Annotated in this window: 12 protein-coding genes; 11 read left to right on the forward strand and 1 reads right to left on the reverse strand. The window is 42.0% G+C overall.

Annotated features, from left to right (window positions below):
• Positions 1–89 precede the first annotated feature (89 nt).
• From ACYVBM_RS04925 to ACYVBM_RS04960, 8 genes are all read left to right on the forward strand, one after another.
• Positions 90–2,255 carry a hypothetical protein gene (locus ACYVBM_RS04925; RefSeq protein ID WP_460684514.1) on the forward strand — a complete coding sequence of 722 codons (2,166 nt, stop codon included), beginning with the start codon at positions 90–92 and terminating at the stop codon, positions 2,253–2,255.
• A 6-nt stretch (positions 2,256–2,261) separates the two neighbouring features.
• Positions 2,262–5,372 carry a glycoside hydrolase family 2 protein gene (locus ACYVBM_RS04930; RefSeq protein WP_460684515.1) on the forward strand — a complete coding sequence of 1,037 codons (3,111 nt, stop codon included), beginning with the start codon at positions 2,262–2,264 and terminating at the stop codon, positions 5,370–5,372.
• 77 nt (positions 5,373–5,449) lie between these two features.
• The gene (locus tag ACYVBM_RS04935) at positions 5,450–8,446 is read left to right on the forward strand and encodes a SusC/RagA family TonB-linked outer membrane protein (protein WP_460684516.1); all 2,997 of its coding nucleotides are present in this window, start codon (positions 5,450–5,452) and stop codon (positions 8,444–8,446) included.
• A gap of 11 nt (positions 8,447–8,457) precedes the next feature.
• Entirely contained in the window at positions 8,458–9,981 is a 1,524-nt protein-coding gene (locus tag ACYVBM_RS04940) for a RagB/SusD family nutrient uptake outer membrane protein (RefSeq protein ID WP_460684517.1), read from the forward strand.
• A 71-nt stretch (positions 9,982–10,052) separates the two neighbouring features.
• Positions 10,053–11,042, forward strand: coding sequence for a GntR family transcriptional regulator (locus ACYVBM_RS04945; RefSeq protein WP_460684518.1), 990 nt, complete (start codon positions 10,053–10,055; stop codon positions 11,040–11,042).
• 355 nt (positions 11,043–11,397) lie between these two features.
• On the forward strand, positions 11,398–12,558 hold the full coding sequence (locus tag ACYVBM_RS04950; protein ID WP_460684519.1) for a hypothetical protein: 1,161 nt from the start codon (positions 11,398–11,400) through the stop codon (positions 12,556–12,558).
• Between the two features lie 28 nt (positions 12,559–12,586).
• Entirely contained in the window at positions 12,587–14,896 is a 2,310-nt protein-coding gene (locus ACYVBM_RS04955) for a beta-L-arabinofuranosidase domain-containing protein (protein ID WP_460684520.1), read from the forward strand.
• A gap of 113 nt (positions 14,897–15,009) precedes the next feature.
• A complete protein-coding gene (locus ACYVBM_RS04960) occupies positions 15,010–16,299 on the forward strand; it encodes a DUF3748 domain-containing protein (RefSeq protein ID WP_460684521.1) in 1,290 nt (429 codons plus the stop codon).
• Here ACYVBM_RS04960 and ACYVBM_RS04965 read toward each other — a convergent pair.
• A complete protein-coding gene (locus ACYVBM_RS04965; RefSeq protein ID WP_460684522.1) occupies positions 16,296–17,177 on the reverse strand; it encodes an AraC family transcriptional regulator in 882 nt (293 codons plus the stop codon). The two genes, ACYVBM_RS04960 and ACYVBM_RS04965, sit on opposite strands and share 4 nt — an antisense overlap.
• 400 nt (positions 17,178–17,577) lie before the next feature.
• Here ACYVBM_RS04965 and ACYVBM_RS04970 point away from each other — a divergent pair, with 400 nt between their 5' ends.
• Genes ACYVBM_RS04970 through ACYVBM_RS04980 form a run of 3 tightly spaced genes read left to right on the forward strand, consistent with a single transcriptional unit; the run spans position 17,578 to position 25,499 of the window.
• Positions 17,578–20,619, forward strand: coding sequence for a SusC/RagA family TonB-linked outer membrane protein (locus tag ACYVBM_RS04970; protein WP_460684523.1), 3,042 nt, complete (start codon positions 17,578–17,580; stop codon positions 20,617–20,619).
• A 25-nt stretch (positions 20,620–20,644) separates the two neighbouring features.
• Positions 20,645–22,438, forward strand: a complete 1,794-nt coding sequence (locus ACYVBM_RS04975; protein WP_460684524.1) for a RagB/SusD family nutrient uptake outer membrane protein — start codon at positions 20,645–20,647, stop codon at positions 22,436–22,438.
• A 31-nt stretch (positions 22,439–22,469) separates the two neighbouring features.
• Positions 22,470–25,499, forward strand: coding sequence for a SusC/RagA family TonB-linked outer membrane protein (locus ACYVBM_RS04980; protein ID WP_460684525.1), 3,030 nt, complete (start codon positions 22,470–22,472; stop codon positions 25,497–25,499).
• The last annotated feature ends 8 nt before the right edge of the window (positions 25,500–25,507 follow it).

Genomic DNA, 25,507 nt, shown 5'->3' on the forward strand with positions numbered 1-25,507 from the left:
GAGCTTTGATGGATTAATAAGGCTTGTAAAACAGTTCGCACCTGGTATTTTTTATTTGTTGAGGTTAACAACTTCAAATTAAATGTAAAATGAGAAGTTTATTTATAACGATCGGTTTGCTTTTTTTCTTAAATTATGTGTACGCTCAGGTTGACACTGCTTTTTTTCTTAAATGTGGCTGGCTGAATATTAGCATGGCCGGCACAAAAGACTGGGCTGTTTGGGGAAATGGCAGACAGAACTTCCCGGCCGGGACAAAAGCTTCCGAGTATAAAAACGGAGGCAGGGGCATTGGCAAAAAGCTTCATATTTCCGGAAATGTACAATTGGGAAATGATCCGGGTTATGAACGGATTATCTGGAATAACGGTACCATTCATAAAACAGGGGGTGCTTTGGATACTTCCTGTTTGGGACTGCATGGATTGGTTGCGGATATTGGAAGTGATGGTACTATTACATTATTTTTTGAAGCCGGCCCTGATCTGAAAGTGGCCCGGGCCTCGGTTTTCTTTTGGTCTGCTGCTGCAGGAATAGCCTGTATAAAAAATAAAAATCAGCGAACAGAAGTTCAGTTTCCTGCTGCCAGTGGCGCGCTGCAGGTTGTATTTAATGCCAATGACCCGCTGGAGATTGAAATAAAACCTAAAAAGGGGCATATATTACAATTAAAAAGCCTGGCAGCTACTCTTTCTGAAAACAAGACATGGTGGATACGTGATAACAGGTTGGCAATGTTATATGAACCTCTGAAAGTTTCACGGATCTTGAAATCTGGCCGTAAACAAAAAAAGATTGATTATTTGCAAATGGCTATCAATTATGCAGAAACCATGCTTTTGTATGGCCGCGATCGTTATGGAGAAATTCACAGTCCTTTATTTTCAAATATCCTGACAAGAGAGGCTCACCCCAAGTCTACGCCCTATCCTCTTTTTGCCCCGACTTTTCAGAAGCCCGAAGGTACGGGGTCATTGTCTTTGGGCAAGCCGTCAGGAGTAGCAGCAGAAAATCCCTACAATGCATTTAACTATAATCTTATCTTGAATTACCCTTTCGGGCTGGGAAAAGAAGGCCCCCATAAAGTTACGCTTTATGGTTGCGACCCGATGGAAGACAAAGCGCTTTATGAATTGCTGGCTGACCTATCCGGAATTTCAGGAAATATCAAATATAAGCAAGCGGCTGACGAGGCCATTACTTACTGGTTTACTAATACCCAGTCAGCTTCAGGCCTTTACCCGTGGGGAGAACACATGGGGTGGGATTTGCTGAATGATTGCCCGGTTTATTTTAAAGGCGCCAGTCAATATTTTTTCGAGGCTAATTATCACGAAGTGCGTGATTTTGTTCCGTTCCTGGGAACACTTTCTCAAATCAAACCCTCTTCGGCAGATGAAATATCATTACTCGGGAAGTATGCTGTTGGCATCTGGAAAGCACATTTCTGGAATAAGGAAAAAGCTTATTATAACCGGCATGGAGATTACAATGGTATCGTAAGCCAGGAGGGAGAATTAGGCGCTTTCCCTGCACATCTTGCATTTTATATGCGTGTATGGTGTGCTGCTTATTTACAGTCCAACGATATTACCTTTAAGAATATGCTGGCTGAATACTTCAGAGCCGTTATGCGAATGGCATTGGACCGGTGTGAGAAGTATGGTTTTTATCCTTTCGATCTTTCGGTTGATCTGAAAAGTAAGGATCCGGGAAAAGAGGTGCCGTTACAATCCATTCGCCTGGCTCATCATTGCGTATGGCTGGCAACACAATTGGAAAAATATGTTCCTGACGTAGCACAAAACCTCAGACAGTTTGCCCGTTATCATTTGGGCGAGCAGGCGGAAAATGCCACCCTCAGGAATCTTGAATGGGCTGAGAGGCTGGATGATATGGATTTTATAGAAGGTAAAAAAAAGGCTGGGGAAATACCGCCCCCCCAGGGTTTAAAAGACATGTCTGACGAGCTTCTGTCAGAAGAATTTGCAAAAGAAATCCTGTTGAATATACAGTATGCCCGGGAGACAGGAGATGATGAGTACCTGCGGGTTGCCGGGAAATATGGGGAGATTGCTGCCCTTGTTTTCTTCAAAGGAAAGTCGCCCCTGCCTTCCGCTTTTGTTAATGGTGTAAGATGTGAAACGGCCATAGGCCAGGAGTTTCCTGATTTTTATTTTAACGGGTCTAAACTTATGAAAGCTTTTGCCTCATTAGGTGTGGCATTGCGCACAAAAACAATTGCCAAAAAATAGTTTCCGATGTTTAAAATATGTTATATACTATTTGCTCTTTTTTTCCGGGGAGAAATTGTTTCCGCCCAAAGAAACAGTGTGTATAATACAGAGCCTGTATGTATCAACAGGGACTGGGCGTTTAGCTATTTCCCTGAAAACAGCGAACCTGTTTTTTCAACCCTTTTAAATTTTGATGATAAAAAATGGCCTGCTGTGGCTTTGCCCCATACATGGTCGGTTTATGAAACCACAGGGGAAAAGCATCCTTTTATTTTTAATCCTTCTGAGCAGGATGATTCGTACTGGTGGAAAGGCTGGGGGTGTTATCGTAAGAAGGTTTTTTTCGGATCAGCTTTAAAAGATAAAAAAATATTTCTGGAGTTTGACGGTGTTCAGAAATATGCACGGATATATATTAACGGGAAGTTTGTAGAAGACCATAAAGGAGGATTTACCTCTTTTGCTGTAGATATTACTGATAAAGTCAGTTGGAACAGTGAGAATTTACTGGCAATTACAGTGAGCAACCAGAGAAACGATCCTTATCGGATTCCTCCCATGACTGCCGGTAACTGGAATGTATACGGAGGAGTTTACCGGAATGTGAGACTGGTGCTGAAGAATAAAGTGTTTATTCCCTTCCAGGGAAATGCCTCACATGAAGGAGGTGCTGTTATTACCACTTCCAATGAAAGCATAAAGGACGCTGGTTTACATTTAAAAACTTTTGTAAAAAATGAGTATGATATACCTCGAAAATGCCGGTTGGAAATAAGGATTACCGACCCTTTGGGCAAATTGGTAAAAATACTTAGGAAAGAGCAGGTTATTCCTAAAGGAGAAATGGCTGTTTTCGTGGAAAAAACCATTCTCCCAAAGCCGTATTTATGGTCTCCTGAAACACCCCACCTTTATAAAGCCGAGCTATACGTGAAAGTGAACGGAAAGGTTACTGACTGCTACAAGAGTTCTTTCGGGGTACGTTGGTTTACATGGAACAGGAATGAGAATGCGCTTTACCTTAATGACAGGAAGGTTCACATAAAAGGCACAAACCGTCATCAGGAATATCCCTGGCTGGGCGATGCAATACCCCGCTTTATCACATTGCAGGATATGCTGGATATAAAGGTCAACCTCGGCCACAATTTCATGAGAGCAGCGCACTACATAAATGACCCGTATTTGTATCACCTGGCGGATAGCCTTGGAATTATTATGGTAGAGGAAGTACCTAACATTAAGAGTATAGATTTTAGCGAAGAGGTTCAGGAGCAAAATGTTCGGGAAATGATCAGGCGGGACAGAAATCATCCGAGTATTTTATTCTGGAGCATGGGTAATGAAACTTCGGATGCTGCGGATTCAAAATGGGCAATAGAAGAGGACTCAACCCGTATCATACATTTGAGAAAAGGTGAAAACGGAGGTGATTTTGTAACGCATACCCATAAAGAGCTGGACCTGGAACAACTGTTGCGCGTAACTGTCAGGGGCTGGTTTGACAGTGCGGATGCTCCTCGTAATATGAACTCAACACCGGTTTCGGGGCAGGCAGCGGGTAATGAAACCTGGCAATGGAAAAATGCAATGATACAGAATGGCAGTACAAGAGGCCTTTTGGGTGAAAATTGTTCTGCCTGGTTATATGCAGACCACGGGTGCGACAGGGAATATCAGAATGCGCCTTTAAAGCATGTGAACGCAAAAGGGTGGGTTGATGCATACCGGGAACCTAAATACATATATTATCTTACACAAGCGCTTTATACTGATCAGCCGGTAGTATTTATACATGCTGATATATGGAGAGTCAGGTACCTGGGACAATGCAGGGATGTTATTGTCGATTCCAATTGCGACGAGGTAGAACTATTTGTGAATGGTGTTTCCCGGGGGAAACAATATCCTTTGAATAATGCGTTCCCTACGGTTGTTTTTAAGGATATGCTAATTGTCGGGGGGGAACTGAAAGCCGTTGGGAAAAAGAATGGCAGGCTACACGAACATACGGTTCAGATGCCGGGCGAGGCTTTCAGTATATCACTTGAAACGCGGCAGAACATCATAAGCGCAGACAGGGCTGGAATTGCAGTGGTCAGGGCTTTGATAAAAGATAAAAATGGTAATAGCGTTACAGACGCAAATAACACTTTAACCTGGAGCGTACTTGGGCAAGGGCGTTTAATAGGGGCTTCTGTATACGTATCCGAATTGGAGTGGAACGGGTCTGACAGTGGTGCTGCTTATACGGTTGCTCCTGTGAGTAACCTTATCAGGTCAACGAATGTTCCGGGTGTTATAACAGTTGCTGTTTCTTCTCCGGGCTTAAAAAGCGATACTCTGAATATCCGGAGTGTTAAAATGCCTTTGCATCTGCCTGACGGTATCCGGATCCCTGAATTATCTGATGCAGGAAGGGAGAGAGTGACCAGGCACTTTTTTTCCGAAAATGTAAGTTTAGCTTCAGATATCCGGACGGTGGTAAGCGATACTTTTTTACAGAAAACCGATGGTGGGTATGAGGAGGCTGTTGGGCTATTTATTAAGAAACACAATCCGGGGATCAATGATCAGGATACTGTTTTCCAGGCTATTATTAAAAAAATTTCCCATTCTGTAAGTAACCAGGGAGGAGAGTTAGTGGCAGATGATTACAATTTCTTTGCTTCCAGGTACAATCAGTATATAACCTTAGTGAAGTTAATAGCAAGCAGAAATTTTCATGTTACTTATGAAGGCTTGCTGAAAGAATATTACCGGCACCGGCTCATTTTCGATGATAACCAAAGTATAGACTTTCAGGAAGTATTTGAAATGGTCAAATCAGCTCCTGTGAAAATGTTGGAGTTGCTGGTTAAGCCTCCTTCGTCCATGCACCTTAAGGGAACTATTGAGAGAGAGCCTTTGATTAACAGTGCCACGGTCTACGATAGCCTGCTTACTGATGCCATAGCCGTTTTATACCCCGAAATACAGGCAATGGACAAAACCAGGTATTTTAGGATTTTGACATATTTAATGAAGATAAATCCACATGTTTCATTAGATACCGGCTTGGTTATCAAAAATAGTAATGAAGCATCGGGGGTAAAAGTTTTTGTTCCGGGTCTTGATTATCTGAAATCATTATAAATAATTGCTGTCTTGCTGTAGTACTTGTTCACTTAAAATATTTCCCGGTAAAAATTTTCAACGCAAAATAAATATATATGAAAAGGAATACACAATCGCTGAAATTCGCGATGATAACGATGTTGCTTTTGTTCCTGTATAATCTGAGGCTTCATAGCCAGGAGCTTACTGTTATTAAAGGTGTCATTACATCCGAAACGGGGAGCTATCTTCCCGGCGTAACAATAAATGTAAAGGGAAGTGCCCGGAGCGCCCTGTCAAAAGAGGACGGTAGCTATAGCATTATTTCCAACACGCCCTTCGGCATATTGGTGTTTTCCGCTAAAGGATACCTGGACAAAGAACTGACTTTTGATTCAAAAACCGATATTTTAAATGTGTCCCTTACTATTGAAAACCTTGAAATGGATCCCATAGTGGTTGTCGGGTATGGAACAATGCGGAAAAGTGATCTTACAGGAGCCGTTGCTTCAGTGTCTTCTAAAGATCTGAAAGCAGTTCCTTTAACGAATCTCGCCCAGGGTATTCAGGGGAGAGCACCGGGTGTAATGGTACGGCAAACTGATGCAGCACCAGGCGGGAGTGTAAGCATAAGGGTAAGAGGAGGCAATTCCATTACTGCCGGAAACGATGTGCTGTATGTGGTTGATGGGTTTGTAGGAGTGGATAATATAAATAATATCAACCCACAGGATATTGAAAGTATCAATATTTTAAAAGACGCGTCTGCAACAGCTATTTACGGTGCGCGGGCGTCGAATGGTGTAGTGTTAGTAACCACAAAAAGAGGTAAAACCGGAAGGACAGTGGTAGATGTTGATGGATATATTGGCACTCAGAGTTTTGTGAACAGGCTGAATTTAATGAACTCCGAACAATATTTGTCCTTCCTGAAGCAGGCCAGAGGTGCCAATACTTCAAATGAAGAGCTGACAGAAGACTGGCGTTTAAAGGGAAATGAAAATGTGGATACCGACTGGCAGGACGCCATTCTCAGAAACGCTGTAATTCAGAATTATAGTCTTCGTTTTTCGGGAGGCACAGAGAAAACCAGGTATATGGTTTCGGGGGAATATTTTGATCAGGAAGGAATTGTGCTAGGATCAGGATTTAAAAGGCTGGCACTAAGAAGTAACCTGGATTTTGCGGTTAATAGAAAAATAAATGTAGGATTGAACCTGGCGGTAAGTAACGGTAACCAAAGCACCAGCAACCCGTTGTTTGCTGTAGGACAGGCGCCGCCAACTCTTCCCTTAGATTATACAGGAATCAATCCGTATGACGCAGAGCGAAAAAGATTTGTGAACCCTTATATAGAAGCCACCAATAATTTTAACGAAAACAAGAGATTAAAGTTGCTGGGTAATATTGTAGGAAGCTATCAGATTACGCCGGAACTGATGTTGCGTTCTACGCTCGGACTTGATATGACCTACAGGGTTTCCAATTCCTATGCCAATAAGAACACAGGAAGCGGCATGTTACTGGAGGGGAGATTGTCGGGAAGTGCCAGCGCAACAAGGGGGCAGTATACTGATATATTGAATGAAAATACACTGACTTTTAATAAGGCATTTAACTCAAATAATTTACTAAATATTGTTGCAGGGTTTACATTGCAGGCATTAGAGAATGAATCGCTGTCCGTCTCTGACAAAAACTTTGAGATTGATGAATTGTCTTATTTTAATATTGGCAAATCCGATCCGGCAAGGGATCAGCTTAATGCAGGGATGTCTTATAGTAATGAAGGCCTGGTATCTTACCTGGGAAGAGTAAATTATACATTCAAAAACCGTTATTTGCTTACAGTAAGTTCAAGAATAGACGGCTCTTCAAAGTTCGGCGCCAATAACCGTTACGGCTTTTTCCCTTCCGGTGCTTTAGCCTGGCGGGTTTCATCGGAACCTTTTATGGAGAATGTTCGCTGGGTCAATAATTTTAAATTAAGGACCAGTTGGGGGCTTACCGGAAACCAGGGCATTTCGCCCTATTCAAAACAAGCTACCGTGTCTGCCAGCCAAACCGCATTCGGTACTTCATATAGGCAAAGTTCCCTCGCTAATCCTGATCTGAAATGGGAGACCACCCACCAGCTGGATCTGGGAATAGACCTGGAAGTATTAAACAGGAAGCTTTCATTTACTGCCGATTACTATTTCAAACGAACCAGGGACCTGTTATTTACAAGAGCACTTTCAGGCTCTACAGGCTTTGGCAGTAATCTGGAAAACTTTGGTGAGATTCAGAATAAGGGATTGGAATTAGCCCTGGGCTATAGAAATACATTTGGCGGTTTGAGCTGGAACTCGTCACTTAATTATAGTTTTAACAGGTCTAAGATCATTGACTTACCGGTTGACAGAGTGTTTTCAAATGGGCTTATATTGTTGGAAGGTCAGCCTGTAGGACTTTTTTATGGCCTGCTGAATGACGGGGTTATTTTTCCTGAAGACCTGGAGGGACTTTATACATCAACACTGCGCTCACAAAGGGCGGGGGAACTGAAGTTTGTCGATATTGACGGAAATGGAGTATTAGATGGGGATAAAGACAGAACGATTATCGGGAACCCCAATCCTAAATTTATTTACGGATGGAGTAATACGCTGGGATATAAAAATTTTGAGCTTTCATTTTTTATACAGGGGGTTTATGGTAATGATATTTATTACAGTAATTATGAATTCATGGATTTATTGGGCACAAGGGGGAGAAATGTGTTCGCAGATCTTGCAGACCCCGTCAAAGTGTATCCCTCCCCCGGAGCCATATATCCCCAGATTGGTTATGCCATAGAAGATGCGGCCAATTCATCGCAAATAAAGGACGGCTCTTACCTGCGGTTTAAGAATATTACTTTAGGGTATAACCTGCCCCAAAGCATAGCTTCCAATATTAAAGTCCGTAATGCCCGTGTTTATATCAGCGCCAACAATATTTTGACTTTTACAAAATATTTTGGCCTGGATCCTGAAATTTCCGGCTCAGGTACGCTCCTCAACGGGTACGACAACGGAAGCAGTTATCCGGCTTCCAAATCAATCTTAATAGGTATTAATCTTTCACTCTAAAATATCAAAAGATGAAATTTTTAATCAGCAATGCCGTGGTGAGTTTCCTGATATTAACCATGTTCAGTTCATGTTTTAAAAATATCCTGGAAGAAAAAAACAAGTCGGCATATCCCCTGGATGCAGTAGACGGAAAGGCTTTGATAGTTGATGCGTATAATAAGATGGCCGAAATAGCATCTGACAGGCAATGGTACCTTATGACAGAGACTGCTTCAGATAACTGCAATTTTATTGGGTCAAATGCCAGAAGGCGGCAGTTTATGAGCGCGCGGGTAGATCCGGGAAATTCAGAGTTGTCCGCAATATGGGATATACTGTACAGAGGTGTAACCAGCGCAAATACAGTATTATCGAAAATCGACTCATCGTCAGTAAGTGAACAGGAGAGCCTTCGGATCAAGGGTGAAGCAAGGTTTATAAGAGCCTTTAACCTGTTTGCACTGGTACGTTTCTTTGGCGACGTGCCCATGCCTTTAAAGCCCTCACAGCCCGGCGATCCTTTAAATCAGAGAATAAGCGCCGCTGCGGTGCTTGCCCAGATAATTGAAGATCTTAAGTTTTCAGAAAATACATTGCCTCAATCGTATGAAGGCCAAAGTAAGGGACGGGCTACCCTACATGCAGCCAGGGCGCTGTTAGGCAAAGTTTACCTCACACGTGCTTCTGTGGCGAAATACAATCATGCTTTAAACTATGGCGGAAGCACGAAAGACTATGATTCCGCCAGGATATATCTTCTCAAAGTAGTTGAAACGTCTGATCATTCGCTGCTTCCTAATTATAGTGATAATTTTAATGTACTCACCGAGAATAATTCCGAGGGTGTTTTTTATATTAAATGCCTGGCAAACGGGGCCTATCGTAATACAAACAGGGGAGCAGCCGATTGGGCAGCCAATCCTAACCTGTATGGGGGCAATTCCTATGCTCAAACTGCGCTAACTAAAGACCTTTACGGTTTGTTTTCTGCATCTGATAACAGGCTACAACTTATAGTTTGTGGTTCTTATACCACAACGCAAGGGAAAACCTATCAAACAACGGTATACAGCCGGAATGGCAATACCTCTTACGGGAACCTTATTTTTTCATGGAAGTTTTTGGATAGCCAAAACCCTGCTGCAGACGGTGGCGTAGGAGAGGGCTTTCAACTGGGCGGTGTTGATTATCCCCTTATAAGATTTGCTGATGTTTTATTAATGCTGGCTGAAGCAAAATATGAAACAGGCGACACCGACGCTTTAGGGGTTTTGAACAGGGTAAGAAAAAGGGCTAATACCGGTAATCTTACAGGCATTTCACTGGATGAAATATTGAAAGAAAGGAGACGGGAATTATACCTTGAGGGGCACAGGTGGTTTGACCTGGTGCGAACCGGCACCTTAAAGCTGCGCGTAGAACAGGCCGCTCAAACAGAAGGGCCCTTAATACATTATGATGCCTCGGTAGTAGTGGATCTGCCAAAAGAATACGTATTTCCTATTCCTCAACGGGAGGTTGACCTGGGACTTCCTCAAAACACAGGATACTAAAATCTTTTTTAGATTAGAATTATGTAGAAAAATATAAGTGATTTTCTAAAAGCAGGCTAATTATATCTGTTGTGTTAAAGAATGAGCATTTAACCAAGGTGAAGCAAATTGCTGAGATTATTAAGTCTCAGATAAATCAGGGTATTCTTAGGGAAGGACAGCAAATACCTTCTATCAGCAAATACAGTAAAAACTGCCGGGTAGCCAGAGAAACAGTGGAGAAGGCATATGCGCTTTTAAAGCAGGAACATTATATAACTCCCATCGCCGGGAAGGGTTTTTTTGTTAATTATTTATCAGAAAGAAAACCAATGGTGCTGCTGATTGCTGAAAGGTTTGGCAAATGCTCGGGGCTCATATATGATTATTTAGCTAAAAGTTTGGACAGTAAAGCAATAATAGATGTAGTAGTATATTATTGCGATCTTACAAAGCTCAGCGAACTACTGAGCTTAAATAAACACAGGTATTCTTTTTACCTTTTTGTGCCTGAATTTTCCTGTCAGGATTATACAGGTGAAGTATTGGATCTGCTAAAAATAATATCCTCCGAACGGCTTGTTTTTTTTAGTAAGCCTGTACATTTCCCGATGAGCGATGTCAGGTTTTTTCACAACATTGAGAAGGATACTTATGAATCATTGTCCTTAGTTGCCGAGAAAGTGAGCAAATATACCCGCATTGTCATTATAAACACAACAAATACCTATCCTGTGGCCGATATTGAACAGGGGATCAGGCGCTTTTTCCTGGAAAAAAATATACCTGTTGAGTCTAAAAGAGATGGTATGGACTATATGCCCCGGCAGGGCGTATTATATATTATTCAGTCAGATTCAGATCTGGTTCTGCTAATTAAAAAATGCACCTTGTCAGGATGGAGCCAGGGAAAAGATATCGGAATAATATCGTTTAATGACAATGCATTAAAAGAGATGTTGAACATAACGGTGATTGAAACTGATTTCGCTGATATGGCCCTGCACGCGGCACATTGTATATCATTGGGAAAAGTACAAACAAGGCGCCGGGTAAATATTATTCTAAGGAAGTCTGTATAGCGCCTGTTTTGCACTTTGATCAAAATAAATATAGCAAGAGGAGTAAAGCGAATATATTTATGGATGAATAATGAAAGGTAATATTTTATAATAACCGGAGAATATATTATAAACAGGACATAGGTGTATGCAATAGGTTTGCATGCTGATAAAAGTGTTTGCCTGGATTATTCTAACATGATGATGTTACCTCTGTCAGATATTTGCCTGATTGTGCTGTATCCGGGGAGGAAAACCGGAATTACAGGGATTATGCAATTGTCATGCTGTCATTATTACTGAACTTTAGTGCGGACGAGCATCGTATTTTTCAGTTGTGAAGTATACAGGAATATAATTTAACAAATTCTCACTTATGCTTACGAAACAATTCTCTTATTGGTTCTTATTGGCTTTTGTGTTTTCAATGCCTGTTTTTGCACAGGAAGATACAGCTGTACCGGGCATAGTAATAACGCATGTGCCGGCATCATCCCAAACCTATATCGGTTCGCCAAGCATCTGCATATTACCCAATGGTAAATATGTGGCTTCGCACGATTTTTTCGGTCCCAACTCACAGGAAGCAACAAATGCAAAAACGGAGATCTTTGAATCGGCCGACAAAGGACAAAGCTGGAAAAAAATTGCAGAGCTGAACCAGTTCTGGTCAGGTTTATTTGTGCATAAAAGCAAGCTCTATTTAATGGGAACAAGGAATGGAGAGGGCGATTGTGTAATCCGTCGGTCGGCTGATGGCGGGCATACCTGGACCAACCCGGTGGATGAAAAGACAGGGTTATTAATTCCCGCCAGAGAAGGTATAGGGTATCATACTTCTTCAATGCCGGTATTGGATGCAAAAGGAAAGTTATGGAGGGGTATGGAAGAAGTAAAGCCCGGCGGCCCCTGGGGCGGATTTAAAGCATTTGTAATGTCTGTAAAGGAGAACAGGGATTTGCTCTATGCGAAAAACTGGACAGTGAGCAATAAGCTGCAAATGGATAAAGACCTCGGTAAAGGGGCCGAGTGGCTGGAAGGGAATGCGGTGATGGATCCTGATGGAAATGTTGTCGATATTTTACGTGTGCATTATGGACCAGATACGCTCGCAGCAATGATTAACATATCCAGGAATGGTAAAAAAGCGATCTTTAATCCTGCTGCAGGCTTTATCACATTACCCGGCGCTTCAAAAAAGTTTAATATTAAAAAAGATCCAAAGTTAAATAAGTACTGGACGTTGACCAACGCTGTTCCGGAGGAGTACAGGAGCGGTTATATGGAGCGTACCCGGAATACGGTATGTTTATTGAGCTCTGATGATCTTGTTAACTGGCAGCAGCATGGCATTATTCTGCAAGGTAAAAATGTAGCGAAACACGGCTTTCAGTACCTGGACTGGCAGTTTGACGGGGATGATCTGATTGCAGCGGTCAGAACAGCTTATGACGATGATTTTGGTGGCGCCGATAATCAGCACAATGCCAATTACCTGATTTTTTACCGGGTAAAAGATTTCAGGAGTATAAGATAAAAGTTTGCTTAAAAAAATAAACGTTATTATGCTGGGGAGATCGGTATGGGTTTGTTTCTTAAATCTGATAAGCTTTTTGTCTGCAGCCCAACCTTTGCCAACAGCAAAGTCTTATCAACTGTCTGATGTACGTTTATTAGACGGCAGCCCTTTTTATCATGCGATGCAAAAGGATAAAGAATGGCTTCTGGCTTTAGAGCCTGACAGGTTATTGAGCGGGTTCAGGTCAGAGGCAGGGCTTCAGCCTAAAGCGCCTAAATATGGCGGTTGGGAGAGCCAGGGGGTAGGCGGGCAGTCGTTGGGGCATTATCTGTCGGCATGTGCTATGATGTATGCAGCAACCGGGGACACGGCCTTGCTTAACAAGATAAATTATATTATTGATGAGCTGCGTTTTTGTCAGCGGGAAAATGGAAATGGCTATGTGGCGGCCATTCCGGGCGGGAAAAAGATCTTTGCTGATATTAAAGAAGGTAAAATTTATTCAAAGGGATTCGATTTGAATGGGGGCTGGGTCCCCTGGTATAATATTCATAAAACCTGCGCGGGGCTGATAGATGCCTACCGGCTGACGGGCAACAAGACGGCAAAAAATATTCTGATTGATTTGTCGGATTGGGCAATAGATATTCATAAAAATTTATCCCATGATCAAATGCAACAGATATTACGTTGTGAGCCGGGGGGTATCAACGAATCGTTTGCAGAGGTATATGCCCTGACGGGAGACTTCAGATATCTCGCATTGGCAAGAAAATTTAATGATGATGCGTTGTTAACCTCTTTGGCGCAGCAAAAAGATAATCTTGCGGGTCTGCATGCAAATACACAGATCCCAAAGGTGATAGGGGTGGCCCGTCAATATGAATTGGGCAAACAAAAAAGGGATGAAGATATCGCCCGTTTCTTTTGGGACATTGTGGCGCAGAACCATTCTTATGCAAATGGCGGCAACAGTGATGCCGAGCATTTTGGGATGGCGCATCAGATAGCAAACAGACTGAGCAATAAAACAACCGAAACCTGCAATACCTATAATATGCTAAAGCTTACGCATCATCTGTTCAATTGGTATCCTGATGTGCGATATGCCGATTTTTATGAACGTGCTTTGTATAATCATATTTTAGGCTCTCAAAATCCTTCTACAGGCATGGTGTCCTATTTTACACCCCTTGCGCCCGGTTATAAAAAAAGTTTTAGCGCTCCGTTTGAGTCCTTCTGGTGTTGTGTCGGTACAGGATTGGAAAATCATAGCCGCTATGGCGAGTTCATATATAGTAAATCTGCCGATAAGGGCGTATTTATAAACCTCTTTATTCCTTCTGTTTTGGAAGATAAAGGCCTGGGGCTTAAGATGGCAATGCACTCGCAGTTAACAGCAGGCAAGGATGAGCTGACCTTAACCTTGCAATTGGACAGGGATAAATCCTTTCCGCTTTATCTCAGGATTCCCGCATGGGCGCAGGATGCCGGTGTTTTTGTGAACGGGAAGAAATATTCTTTACAAAAGAATATGAGCGGTTCCTATTTGAAACTGCAACGCAAGTGGAAGTCAGGCGATGTGATCAGCTGTAAATTCCCGATGTCGTTACGTATAGAGACTACGCCTGATGACGAAGATTTACATGCTTTAGCTTATGGCCCTTTTTTGTTATCTTCTAAATTGAAGTCTCAGTTCAGTTTCGGAAATGATTCCATTCCAGTTGTTGTGAGCGATGAAAAGGAACCATCTGTATGGTTGTCAAAAATACAGGACGAGATGCGTTTTGTTACCAAAGAAGCCGGTGTTCCGGCACAGTTGGAATTTCAGCCATTTTATAAGGAAATCAATAACCCTTATCAGGTGTACTTTCGGTTATACTCAAAAGCTAAATGGGAAAAAATAAAGAATAGTTATTTTGATGCTGGCCGGCAGGCAGCTCTTGAAAAGGCAAATACAGTAGACGATGTTCAGTTAGGGGAAATGCAGCCCGAAAGAGATCATGATTTTGCGGGCAGCCAACCGGAAGCCGGACAGATAAGGAACAGCAAATACAGGAAGACAGAACCGGGAGGTTGGTTTTCGTTTAAGTTGAAAGTTATGCCGCAGGCAAAGCAAAAGCTGGTACTTACTTATCCCGGAAACGTAAGTAACGAATCCGGGTTTGATATTTATGTTGACGACAGGCTGCTTGCGTCTGACGCTGTACATTGGTTTGACGGAGATGAGATAAACAAAGTATATCCTATACCGGATGAACTGGTGTCGGGAAAGTCGGCAATTGTTATAGCTTTAAGGGCAAAGCCCGGAAAGATTGCAGGAGAGCTTATTCGCGCCCGGATCATAAAAGAATAGTTTAAGGGGAAATGAAATTTGCAGAAGTGTCATATATTAAGGTTTTTTTTCTTGGGGCATTGTTGGCTTTGTTTCAATCCTGTTCAATTTTAAATAATTATAAATCAAACCCTGTGCAACTTACTTTTGATAAGCAGGGGCATTGTATTAACAGTACACAGTGTTTTTCTCCTGATGGGCAATGGATTGTTTTTGATAGCAGGAACCATGATACCTTGCTGGCATCCAGCGGGGAAATTAAAATGGTAAATGTTTCAACAAAAGAACAGAAGTTACTTTACAAAACAGATAATCAAACTAAATATGGACCGGGAGCAGGGGCGGTCACATTTTCTCCCGATGGAAAAAAAGTGCTGTTTCTTTCAGGCATTACCAATGCTGATAAAGAACACCCATATGCTATTACAAGGCGGTCAGGCATTGTGGTACAGGTTAAGCAGCCGATGATCCCTGTTCACATGGACGCAAGGGATATCCGACCTCCTTATACACCCGGCGCTTTACGTGGCGGTACCCATGCGCATACCTGGAGCGGTGACGGGCAGTGGATTAGTTTTACGTATAATGATTATGTGTTGCAGCAGGCGGAAAAATTATATCCTGATGTAAAAGATTTACGTACTATCGGTGTAATGTTCCCTCGAAAGGTTAAAGTAGAGGATGCGGATGGAGCAGAAAATTTTTCGGGGGAAATGTTTTCTATTTTACTGGCAACCGTCGTGCCGGATCCCGCTCCCGGAAGCGATGAGATCAGCAAAGCTTTTGATGAGTGCTGGATCGGGATAGATGGCTATAAAAAAAGGGATGGCAACTGGCAAAAAAGAGCGGTGGCTTTCCAGGGAATGGTCCGTGATATGGATGGAAAAGACAAGTCCGAGATTTTTATAGCAGATATCCCTGATGATTTGGAAGAAACCTTTGTGAGTAACACATTGTCAGGGACGGATAAAACGCTTCCGCATGTACCGGGGTTGGTTAAAAAGAAGCGTATTACTTTTACAGAAAACGGAGTTAGTCTATTGCCCAGGCATTGGCTGCGATCTACCCCTGACGGCGCTTTGATCGGATTTTTAGCAAAAGACCATAAAGGGCTTATTCAGTTATTCGGAGTGTCGGTAATTAGTGGTGAGCTACGACAATTGAGTTTTTTAAAACATTCGATTGCAGGACCTTTCAATTTTAGTGCGGATGGAAAACATGCTGCTTTTATCTCAGCCGGTAGTGTGTTTGTATGTAATATTCAGAATGGTAAATTATATCGTTTAACCAGGCAGAACGGAGAGCTGGAAGGAGCTGTTGCCTGGTCTCCCAAAGGAGATGGATTATGTTACAACCAATACGTGCCGGGTAGCGACGGTAACAAATACCTGCAGCTATTTTACGTTAAATGGCAGCACCCCTAAGCCATGTATCTTTTCATGTGACTGCGTTTATAATCCAGCGGTGTCATGCCCATGACCTTTTTAAAATGCCTGTAAAAATTAGAGACATTATTAAAGCCGCATTTATAACAAATATAAGAAAGCGCATACCTGTCTTCTTTGATCATGCGGCAGGTATGACTTATCCGTACTTCCGTAAGGAAGTCAAAGTAGGTCTTCCTGGTTATACTTTTAAAATATCTGCAAAAAGAGGTAATGCTAAAATTACTGAGTGATGCCACTTCTTCTAATGTGATCTCTTTATCAAAATTAGATAATGTGTAGGCAATAATGTTGTTGATCCTGTCTGTATCAACTGGATTAGGTTGATTAAATGCATAGCCGGCGGATATTGTTTCCAGTTCTTCAGATTCGCTTATGATTTGTAATACTTTTAACAGGGTTACAATTTTTTCGAACTTACTACATGCTGTTATTTCTTTCATAAGTGCACGCACTTTGCTACCGGTTTCCCCTTGTATGTGTATACCTTTTTTTGCCAGTTCAAAAACCCTTGAAATCAGATAAGCTTCCGGTAAATGAAAAAAATCTTTTCCCAGGAAATCAGGCTTGAATTGTATTACAATTGCTTCTATGAGGAAATCTCCTTCGTTTAAAGTTCCCGTTGTTTCTTTTTCTCTCCATGCGTGGGGAAGGTTCTCTCCTAATAAAATTACTTCCCCGGCTTTAATATGAGATATATTCTCTCCTATGATTCTTATTCCTTCGCCCCGGATAATATAATGCAGTTCTAATTCGGTATGATAGTGCAGCAATTTGCCAAATGCGTTGATGCGATCATACCTGGCCAGAAATGAATCTTGAATGGGTACAGGAACTTTGTGAGGATATGGTTTCATAACAGTATTACAGAATGTTTATATAATATTATCATATTGATATAGTATTACTTTTTTGTGGTAAATAATACTATTACAATACTAAGGATCTCTGAAATAATATTATTTTAACATTTTTGTATTTATATATAGATGAATTGTATAGTGTAAGTATACAATAAGTAAAATTTTTAGAAACACAATAATACGATAAGCAAATTATTATTGTAGTTGAAAAAATAAATATTGATGATAAAATAGTATAAAAAATTGATAATTGCTTGAAAAGATAGCTATAGAAGATATGAGACATTTGCTATATCAAAGCGGGAGCTTGTCAGCATGTTTGTTAGTGTATATAATTGAAAATATCCTTTCAGACAGTGGTTCAATGATATTGCTTAATAGTAAAAAAAGCCAGATGAAGTCTTATTTGAAAAAATTGCTTGTGTTATCCTTTGTGCTATTTGCCAAGTTATCTTTTTCTCAGAATAAAATTACAGGTCGCGTTTCAGATCAGTCGGGAAGTGCAATACCTGGTGTCGTGGTTACAAACGCTTCTACTCAAAAGAAAGCAGTAACCAATACCAATGGCTTGTATGAAATGCAGGCTTTACCTGTAGACACATTGTTTTTTGAGAGCATCAGCTACCATTCTGCAAGCGAAGTTGTGTGGAACAGGGAGGTGATAGATGTAGTATTAACAATTAAGGACGTAAACCTGGAGCAGGTAATTGTTGTGGGCTATGGTCAGCAACGGAAGCAGTCTGTTGTAGGCGCTATTGCAAAAGTGGAAGGAGAGGCCCTGGTACAGGCTGGTGGTGTAACCAATTTGTCTTCTGCGCTGACGGGGTTGGCTCCGGGGGTTACGGCAATACAGGTAAGCGGTCAGCCGGGGAGTGATCAGGCGCAGATACTCATAAGAGGAAAAGCTACATGGGGAAATACCAATCCGCTTATTCTGGTAGATGGTATTGAAAGAGACTTCAATGATGTAGACCCGCAGGAAGTTGAAAATGTATCTATTTTAAAAGATGCTTCCGCAACTGCAGTATTTGGTGTTAAAGGAGCGAATGGTGTTATTCTTATTACTACCAAGCGTGGCAGGAAGGGACAGGTTAAGATCAGCGCTACCACGAACTGGGGTGTAAAAATGCCCACTTATAAATTCCGGCTGCTGGATCATGCTACCGCTATGGAGCTGGCCAATGAAGCTCAGATGAATGATAAAAACTGGAATTATATTTTCAGCGGATCTTATATAAATAAATGGAGGAATAAAGAAAATCCCGCGTATTATCCCGAAATTGACTGGAGTAAAGAGCTGTTACGAAAAGCGGGCTTCAGTCAGCAATACAATGTGAATTTCGCCGGAGGAACGGACTTTGTAAAATACTTCACTTCTCTGGGATATACAAGGGATGGTGATATTTTTAAGACAGAAAAGCAATCGGAATACGATCCGGCTTACAGATTTACGCGGTATAATTACAGAAGTAATCTTGACTTTACAATAACCAAAACCACAACAATCTCTACCAATTTTGCAGGTAATATTGGTGTCAGGCAGGCTCCTAACACTTACCAGGGAAGGGATGCCTGGGACAGCTGGGGCGCTGCAACACAGTTTAAACAAATGTACACCGTTCCTAATTATGTGTTCCCGGTCAGATATCCCAATGGCCAGTGGGGAAATAATCCTGCCAATCGTTGGGATAACCTGGTGTTTAACCTGAACCAGCAGGGCAATGGTATCGAAAAGTTGAGCCAGATGTTCTCTGATCTTATTCTCAAGCAGGATCTGGGTTTTATTACTGCCGGTCTTTCTTTACAGGGAAAATTGTCTTATAATTCATCTATTGCTTATCGCAGAACGATTACCAAAAATGTTATCAGCTATTATTATAATGGTCCGCTTGATACAAATCCTCAGGTATTTCCCGATTATGAGTCTGTAAATAAGCCGGCAAGCTTTGGCGGGGAAAATTTATCGAATGATTACCGCAATTTATATTATGAGCTTTCCGGCAACTATAACCGTAAGTTTAAAAAACACAACGTAGGATTGATGGGCCTGTTCTTCCGGAGGCAGGACTATAATAATACCCAGTTTACGGCTTACCAGGAAAGTTGGGTAGGCAGGGCCACCTACAGTTTCGATAATAAATATTTGTTCGAGTTTAACGGGGCATATAATGGTTCTGAAAAATTTGCGCCCGGTTTGCGTTTTGGCTTTTTCCCGTCTTATGCGGTTGGATGGGTGATTTCCGAGGAGCGTTTTATTAAAAATAATCTTCCTGTTATCAATTATTTAAAGGCCCGCTACTCATATGGTAAGGTGGGCAGTGATATCGGTGCACCAAGATTTACCTATACCACAGACTATTCTTCCGGAGGGACGGCCCCGTTTGGCGAGGCTTCCCTTACCTGGTATGGTCCTATGTATTTTGAAGGAGCTGCCGCAAACCGGAATGCAACATGGGAAACTTCAACAAAACAAAACCTGGGTATAGAGCTGAGATTATTACATAAATTATCTTTCAACGCCGAGTTTTACGAAGAAAGGAGAAGCGGTATACTGATGACAAGACGTACTATCCCTATATGGTTTGGTGCCGGAAATCCATCGGCGAATATAGGTGCGACCAAAAATCATGGATACGAATTAGAAGCCGCATGGGATGATAAAATAGGGGATGTTAGTTATGGCATAAAAGCCAACTATACATTTAATGAAAACCGTGTGATATTCAGGGATGATCCTGCTAATGTGGCAACGTATCAAAAGGAAGCAGGGAAACCTATTGGATGGAACTCTATGCTGTTGCAGGAAGGTCTGTATAATTCCTGGGATGATATTTACAACTGGACGGCAAGCTCCTGGAATAGCGGTTTGATTCCGGGCGATTTTAAATATGTTGATTATAACGGTGACGGGATAATAGATGCACAGGATTTTGTGGCTAAAGGAAAGTTAAGCTATCCGGCACACACTTATGGCTTAACGCTTTCTGCCGGATATAAGGGTTTCGCCATTAACGCTATGTTTTACGGTGTTTCGGGTATTGACCTGGCGATGCCCTATGAATTGTTGTGGGAATTTCCTGGCAATAATGCAATGGCCTGGCCATACAGTGTAAACAGGTGGACGCCTGAAACAGCTTTCACAGCAACGAGGCCTTCATTACACATGACTACCACAAGAACGCATAACGCGCAAAATTCAACGTTTGGTTTTGCGGATGCCTCCTACTGGAGGCTTAAAACGATGGAGCTTAGTTACAGGTTTACATCTGGTTTCATGAATAAGCTACGCAATGGCGCGGGCCTGCAGATGTACTTCAACGGGAACAATCTTCTTACATGGTCAAGTTTTGATGATCGGATAGATCCCGAATCTGCCAACTCCGGCGCATATCCTATTGTAAGAAGATATAATCTTGGTATGCGCATCTCTTTATAGTATTAGCTAATTTAAACGATAGTCTATGTTTAAGTACATCAGAATAATTGTATGGTTGCTTATTGTGGCAACAAGTCTGTCATCTTGCGAAAAGTACCTGGATAAATCGCCCGACATTGGCATTTCCGATGAAACAGTATATAGCCGGTTTTTGAGTTTCCAGGGATTCTTAGACCAGATGTACCGTAGAAATCCTGAATATATTGACCGGTACGAATGGCGCGGAGATCAGTATGCTATTTCGGATGAGGCCGCTACTACATTCTTAAACGACCCCGGCACACAGGCATTACCTGTTAACAAAGGTTTATTTATACAGGAAGGGTCGCGTGAGTTTGGATGGAGATCGGGTTTGTCTAATGCGGATGTGTCTGATAACAGGCCTGTGCTTGAGATGGCGTTTATTAACCTGCGTGTTGCCAATTTATGTATTCAGAATATTGACAAACTTCAGGATGCTACTGAGAGGGATAAAAAATACCTGTTAGGACAGGCTTATTTTTTCAGGGCATGGAATTACTTCCAGGTAATTCGCAGATGGGGCGGAATGCCTCTTTTTGATAAGGCTTATGAGAGTAACGATGATCTTGATTTTCCACGGTTAAGTTATCACGAATCTACCAGATGGCTGGTAAGCGACCTGGACAAAGCTTTTGAACTCTTGCCCGATTCATGGCCTGCCATTCAAAAAGGGCGGATTACGAAAGCAGCAGCCCTCGCACTAAAAAGCATGGCATTGCTGTATTCTGCAAGTCCTAACATGTGCCCCGAATCAGGCTATACGGGTTATGACACCAGAATTTGTGATACCGCCGCAAAAGCAGCGTATGCTGCTATCAGTTATATCAAATCAAACGGACTGTATTCATTAATGGATGGTTCTACTGTGGATAACTATTCCAAAATATTTTATAACCCTGATCTATCCGCCAGTACTGAAGCGATCTGGTATCGCCCGAACGGTATAGTGGGTGATTTTGCTTTGGGCTCTAACCTCGGACCTAATTCTATTACACCGGGAAGTGTGCATTATGCTACGCCTACACAGAACATTATTGATATGTTTGAAATGAAAAACGGGCTGCCTGTTACCGATCCGGCATCGGGCTATGATCCGCAAAATCCTTATTTAAACAGGGATCCAAGATTTTATTATAGTGTGCTTTATAATTATGCTCCATGGACAAGAGAGAGCAACGGAAACATACACCTGTTACAGCTATGGCAGTATGATAGCTACCAGAACAAGGCATCGAGTGATTGGGGATACCAGGCCGATGTAAGATGGAGAGGGCCTTCTCCTTATCTGATCCGCAAGTTCTGGCCAGAAGGGTATAACAAAGTGGAGAAGAAATATAATATGTATGTTCCTTCGGTATACATCCGTGTAACGCAACTCTATCTTGATTTTGCGGAAGCTGCCAATGAAGTTTATGGACCAACCACCATTGTTCCCGGTACCAGCATGTCGGCTTTGGACGCCATTAATACGCTTAGAAGAAGGTCAGGCGTTGTAGATGTGCCCGCTACGTTTACTTCCTCTAAAGAAGTGTTTAGACAAAAAATCAGAAATGAGCGTACCGTAGAACTATGTTTTGAACAACAGAGATGGCATGATATAAGGAGATGGAGGATAGGGAACGTATTACATCATATTTATAATGTCGAAATCACCAGGATAGGCGCCGGCAGATTTTCGTACAGGTACTATGAAGATGAAGGGCGGAACCGGGTTTTTGAAAATAAGCATTATTGGTATCCTATACCTAAACTATATGTGAATATGCTTTACAAGCTAGAGCAAAATCCGGGTTGGTAACCAAAGCATTAACAGAAAAATATTTAATGATATGAGAAGAAATTTTTACAGGAGCTTTATTCTATTGCTTGTATTTCTTTATATTATACCGGTTGCTTTTTCACAGGATGAAGACATCTCCACTCCCGCTTATATTTTGTCAGGGAAGGTAGTAGATACTAATAATAAGGGAATTCCTTTTGCCACAATAGTCTATGGCGAAGGTATCAATGAAACTACTGCCAATGCGAGAGGTGAGTTCAGGATGAAAGTAAAAGGGAAGGCCGAACTAACCATAAAGGCTTACGGATATGAAACATTAATTGTTGACAATTATGAATTGAACAGAGACGTTTTTACACTGAGACAACCTTCATTATATAAGAGTGAAGATGATTTGATTAAGATGCCTTTTGGCGCTTTATATAAACGGCAGTTGGTTGGCGCTGTTTCCGTCATTAAAGGGAGTGCATTGGAATCTGTTCCCGATCCTTCTCTGACTAATTCGCTCGCGGGGCAGGCAGCAGGGCTCACCGCGTTACAAACTGCCGGTACGCCGGGATGGAATTCAGCAAACCTCTATGTACGGGGGCTGAATCGTTCATCGGATAACGCGCCGCTAATCATAGTGGATGGTATTGAACGGCCAATGAATGATCTGAATGCGGAAGAAATTGAGTCTGTGCAGATATTAAAAGATATTACCGCTAAAACACTTTATGGGGCAAGAGGTGCTAATGGCATCATAATGGTTACCACAAAAAGGGGGAAGGTAAACCACCGGGAACGTAATGTAAGTGTGGAATACGGGTTAAAAATGCCGGAAACGATGCCGAAATTTCTGGATGCAGGGGATTATGCCCTGCTTTTTAACGAGGCCAGAAGAAATGATGGTTTGCCTGAGTATTACTATGATTCGGAGATTGAAGGTTACAAAAAGGGCAATGCCAATTCCCTGATGTACACTAATGTTGATTTTTATGAAGAACTTTTGAAAAAATCCATGCCTTATAGAAAGGCAGTATTACAGTTTCGAGGTGGAAACGACAGAGCGCAGTATTATATGAACCTGGGGTATTTGGGCGAAGGGGGATTGGAGAAGGCGGGGCCCGCAACTACGTTCAACAGGCTGAACCTGCGGGCTAACCTGGATTATGCTATTTCCAAAATGGTGAAAATGTATGTAGATGTAGTGGGCCGGATGGAATTTAGAAATGCTAATAACCTTTCTTCTCAAGACTTCTTTGGACGAATGTCTGGCCACCGTCCGAACGAGTACCCGTTTATCATCCGCAGCAACCGGGATACGGTAATATATGGCGGCAGCTTTTACAGCTCCGGGAATGTTTACGCCCAAATGATGGAAGGGGGATACTCAAAAAGGGTGGACCGTACAGGCCAGACAAATGTAGGTGTGGATATAAATCTGAACGACATTACGCCGGGTCTTTCGGCTAAGGCTTATGTGACTTTTGATATTTACAATTATGTAACCTACGGTAAAAGCCAGAATTTTTATTCGTACGTTCCTGTATGGGCAACTTCGTCTGCGGGTCGGGACTCTATGTATCTTGTGCAGCTATCCACCGGTACAAAGGTTTCCGGGCAGTCCAGATGGGGAGATGATGGTTATCGTAATATCGGGTATTACTATCAGTTACATTATAACAGAACTTTTGGAAATATACATGCTTTCAATAGTGATCTGCTATATTTTAGAAACAAACGTGAATTAAGGGGTAGTTCCCAGGACATTAAGAATGAAACAATGGCGCTACGTGCCAATTATATGTTTAAAAACAAACTGATTGCGGAAATCGATATTACCGCTTTGGGATCTTCAAAGTTTGCGATCAGTAAAAGGTACGGCGTTTTCCCGTCGGCGGGTATGGGCTGGATCATTTCAGAAGAGCCATTTGCAAAAGACCTTATAAGAGATAATTACATGAAGCTTAAGGCAAGCTATGGGATTATAGGTACGGACAGGAACATAGATTTTTATCAGTTTGAAAACAGGTGGAGCTACTCGGGTAATGCTAACTTCGGTACCAATAATGAGAACAGGCCGGGCGTAACCAATGTAGTTACCATTGCGAATCCCGGTGTTACCTGGGAAAAAGCAAAAGAGCTGAACTTAGGATTGGAAGGCTTGTTTGTTAAGAGAAAGCTTGGGGTTGAAGTCAATTATTTTATTAACGACCGGTACGATATATTGTCCAACAGGAGCAACAGTTATCCGCAAATATTAGGCGGGCTGCTGCCTGTAGAAAACTTCGGTAGGGTATTAAACAAAGGAATAGAGGCTGACGTTAATTACAAAGGTGCGGTTGGCGACCTGGGCTATTTCGTGGACGCGAATATTATTTATTCTAAAGCAATTAATAAGGTATATGATGACCTGCCGGGATATCCCGATAACAGGCGCAGGACCAATGAAGCAGTAGATGCGGCCTTTGGCTATGTATCCAGCGGGTTGTTTCAAAGCCTGCAAGAAATCAATGGCGCGCCCGTACAGCGCCTGGGGGCCGTATCTCCCGGCGATATACGTTATGAAGACCTGGACAATAATGGTTATATTGATCAAAACGATGTGCGTATTATTGGCCATACATTTCCCCGCATTACCTATGGGATTAACATCGGAATGCAGTATAAAAAATGGGGTATGCAAATAAATGGCGCAGGTATTGGGAATGTGCAGCAGTTTAATAATAATAGCTATTACTGGATTAATGATGTTAACAAAAAATACTCAGATGTAGTATGGAACAGGTGGACGCCTCAAACAGCATCAACCGCAACGTATCCAAGACTCACTACTTTAAGAGGAACCAATAATTACCAAAACTCAACCTTCTGGCTGGCCGATGCTTCTTTCTTCAGGATAAAAGCTGCAGAATTAAGCTACACCCTGGATCAGGAACAGATTTATTTTTTTAAGGCAATGAAGATCTTCCTCAGAGGAAATAACCTGCTGATCTTTTCAAAAATAAAAGACCTGGACCCAGAGGATGCGAGCGCGGGACTGACCAATTTCCCGATCTTCAGAACGTTCACCGGTGGCATATCTGTATCATTCTAAAAATTGAG

The organism is Niabella aquatica, from assembly GCF_054779315.1.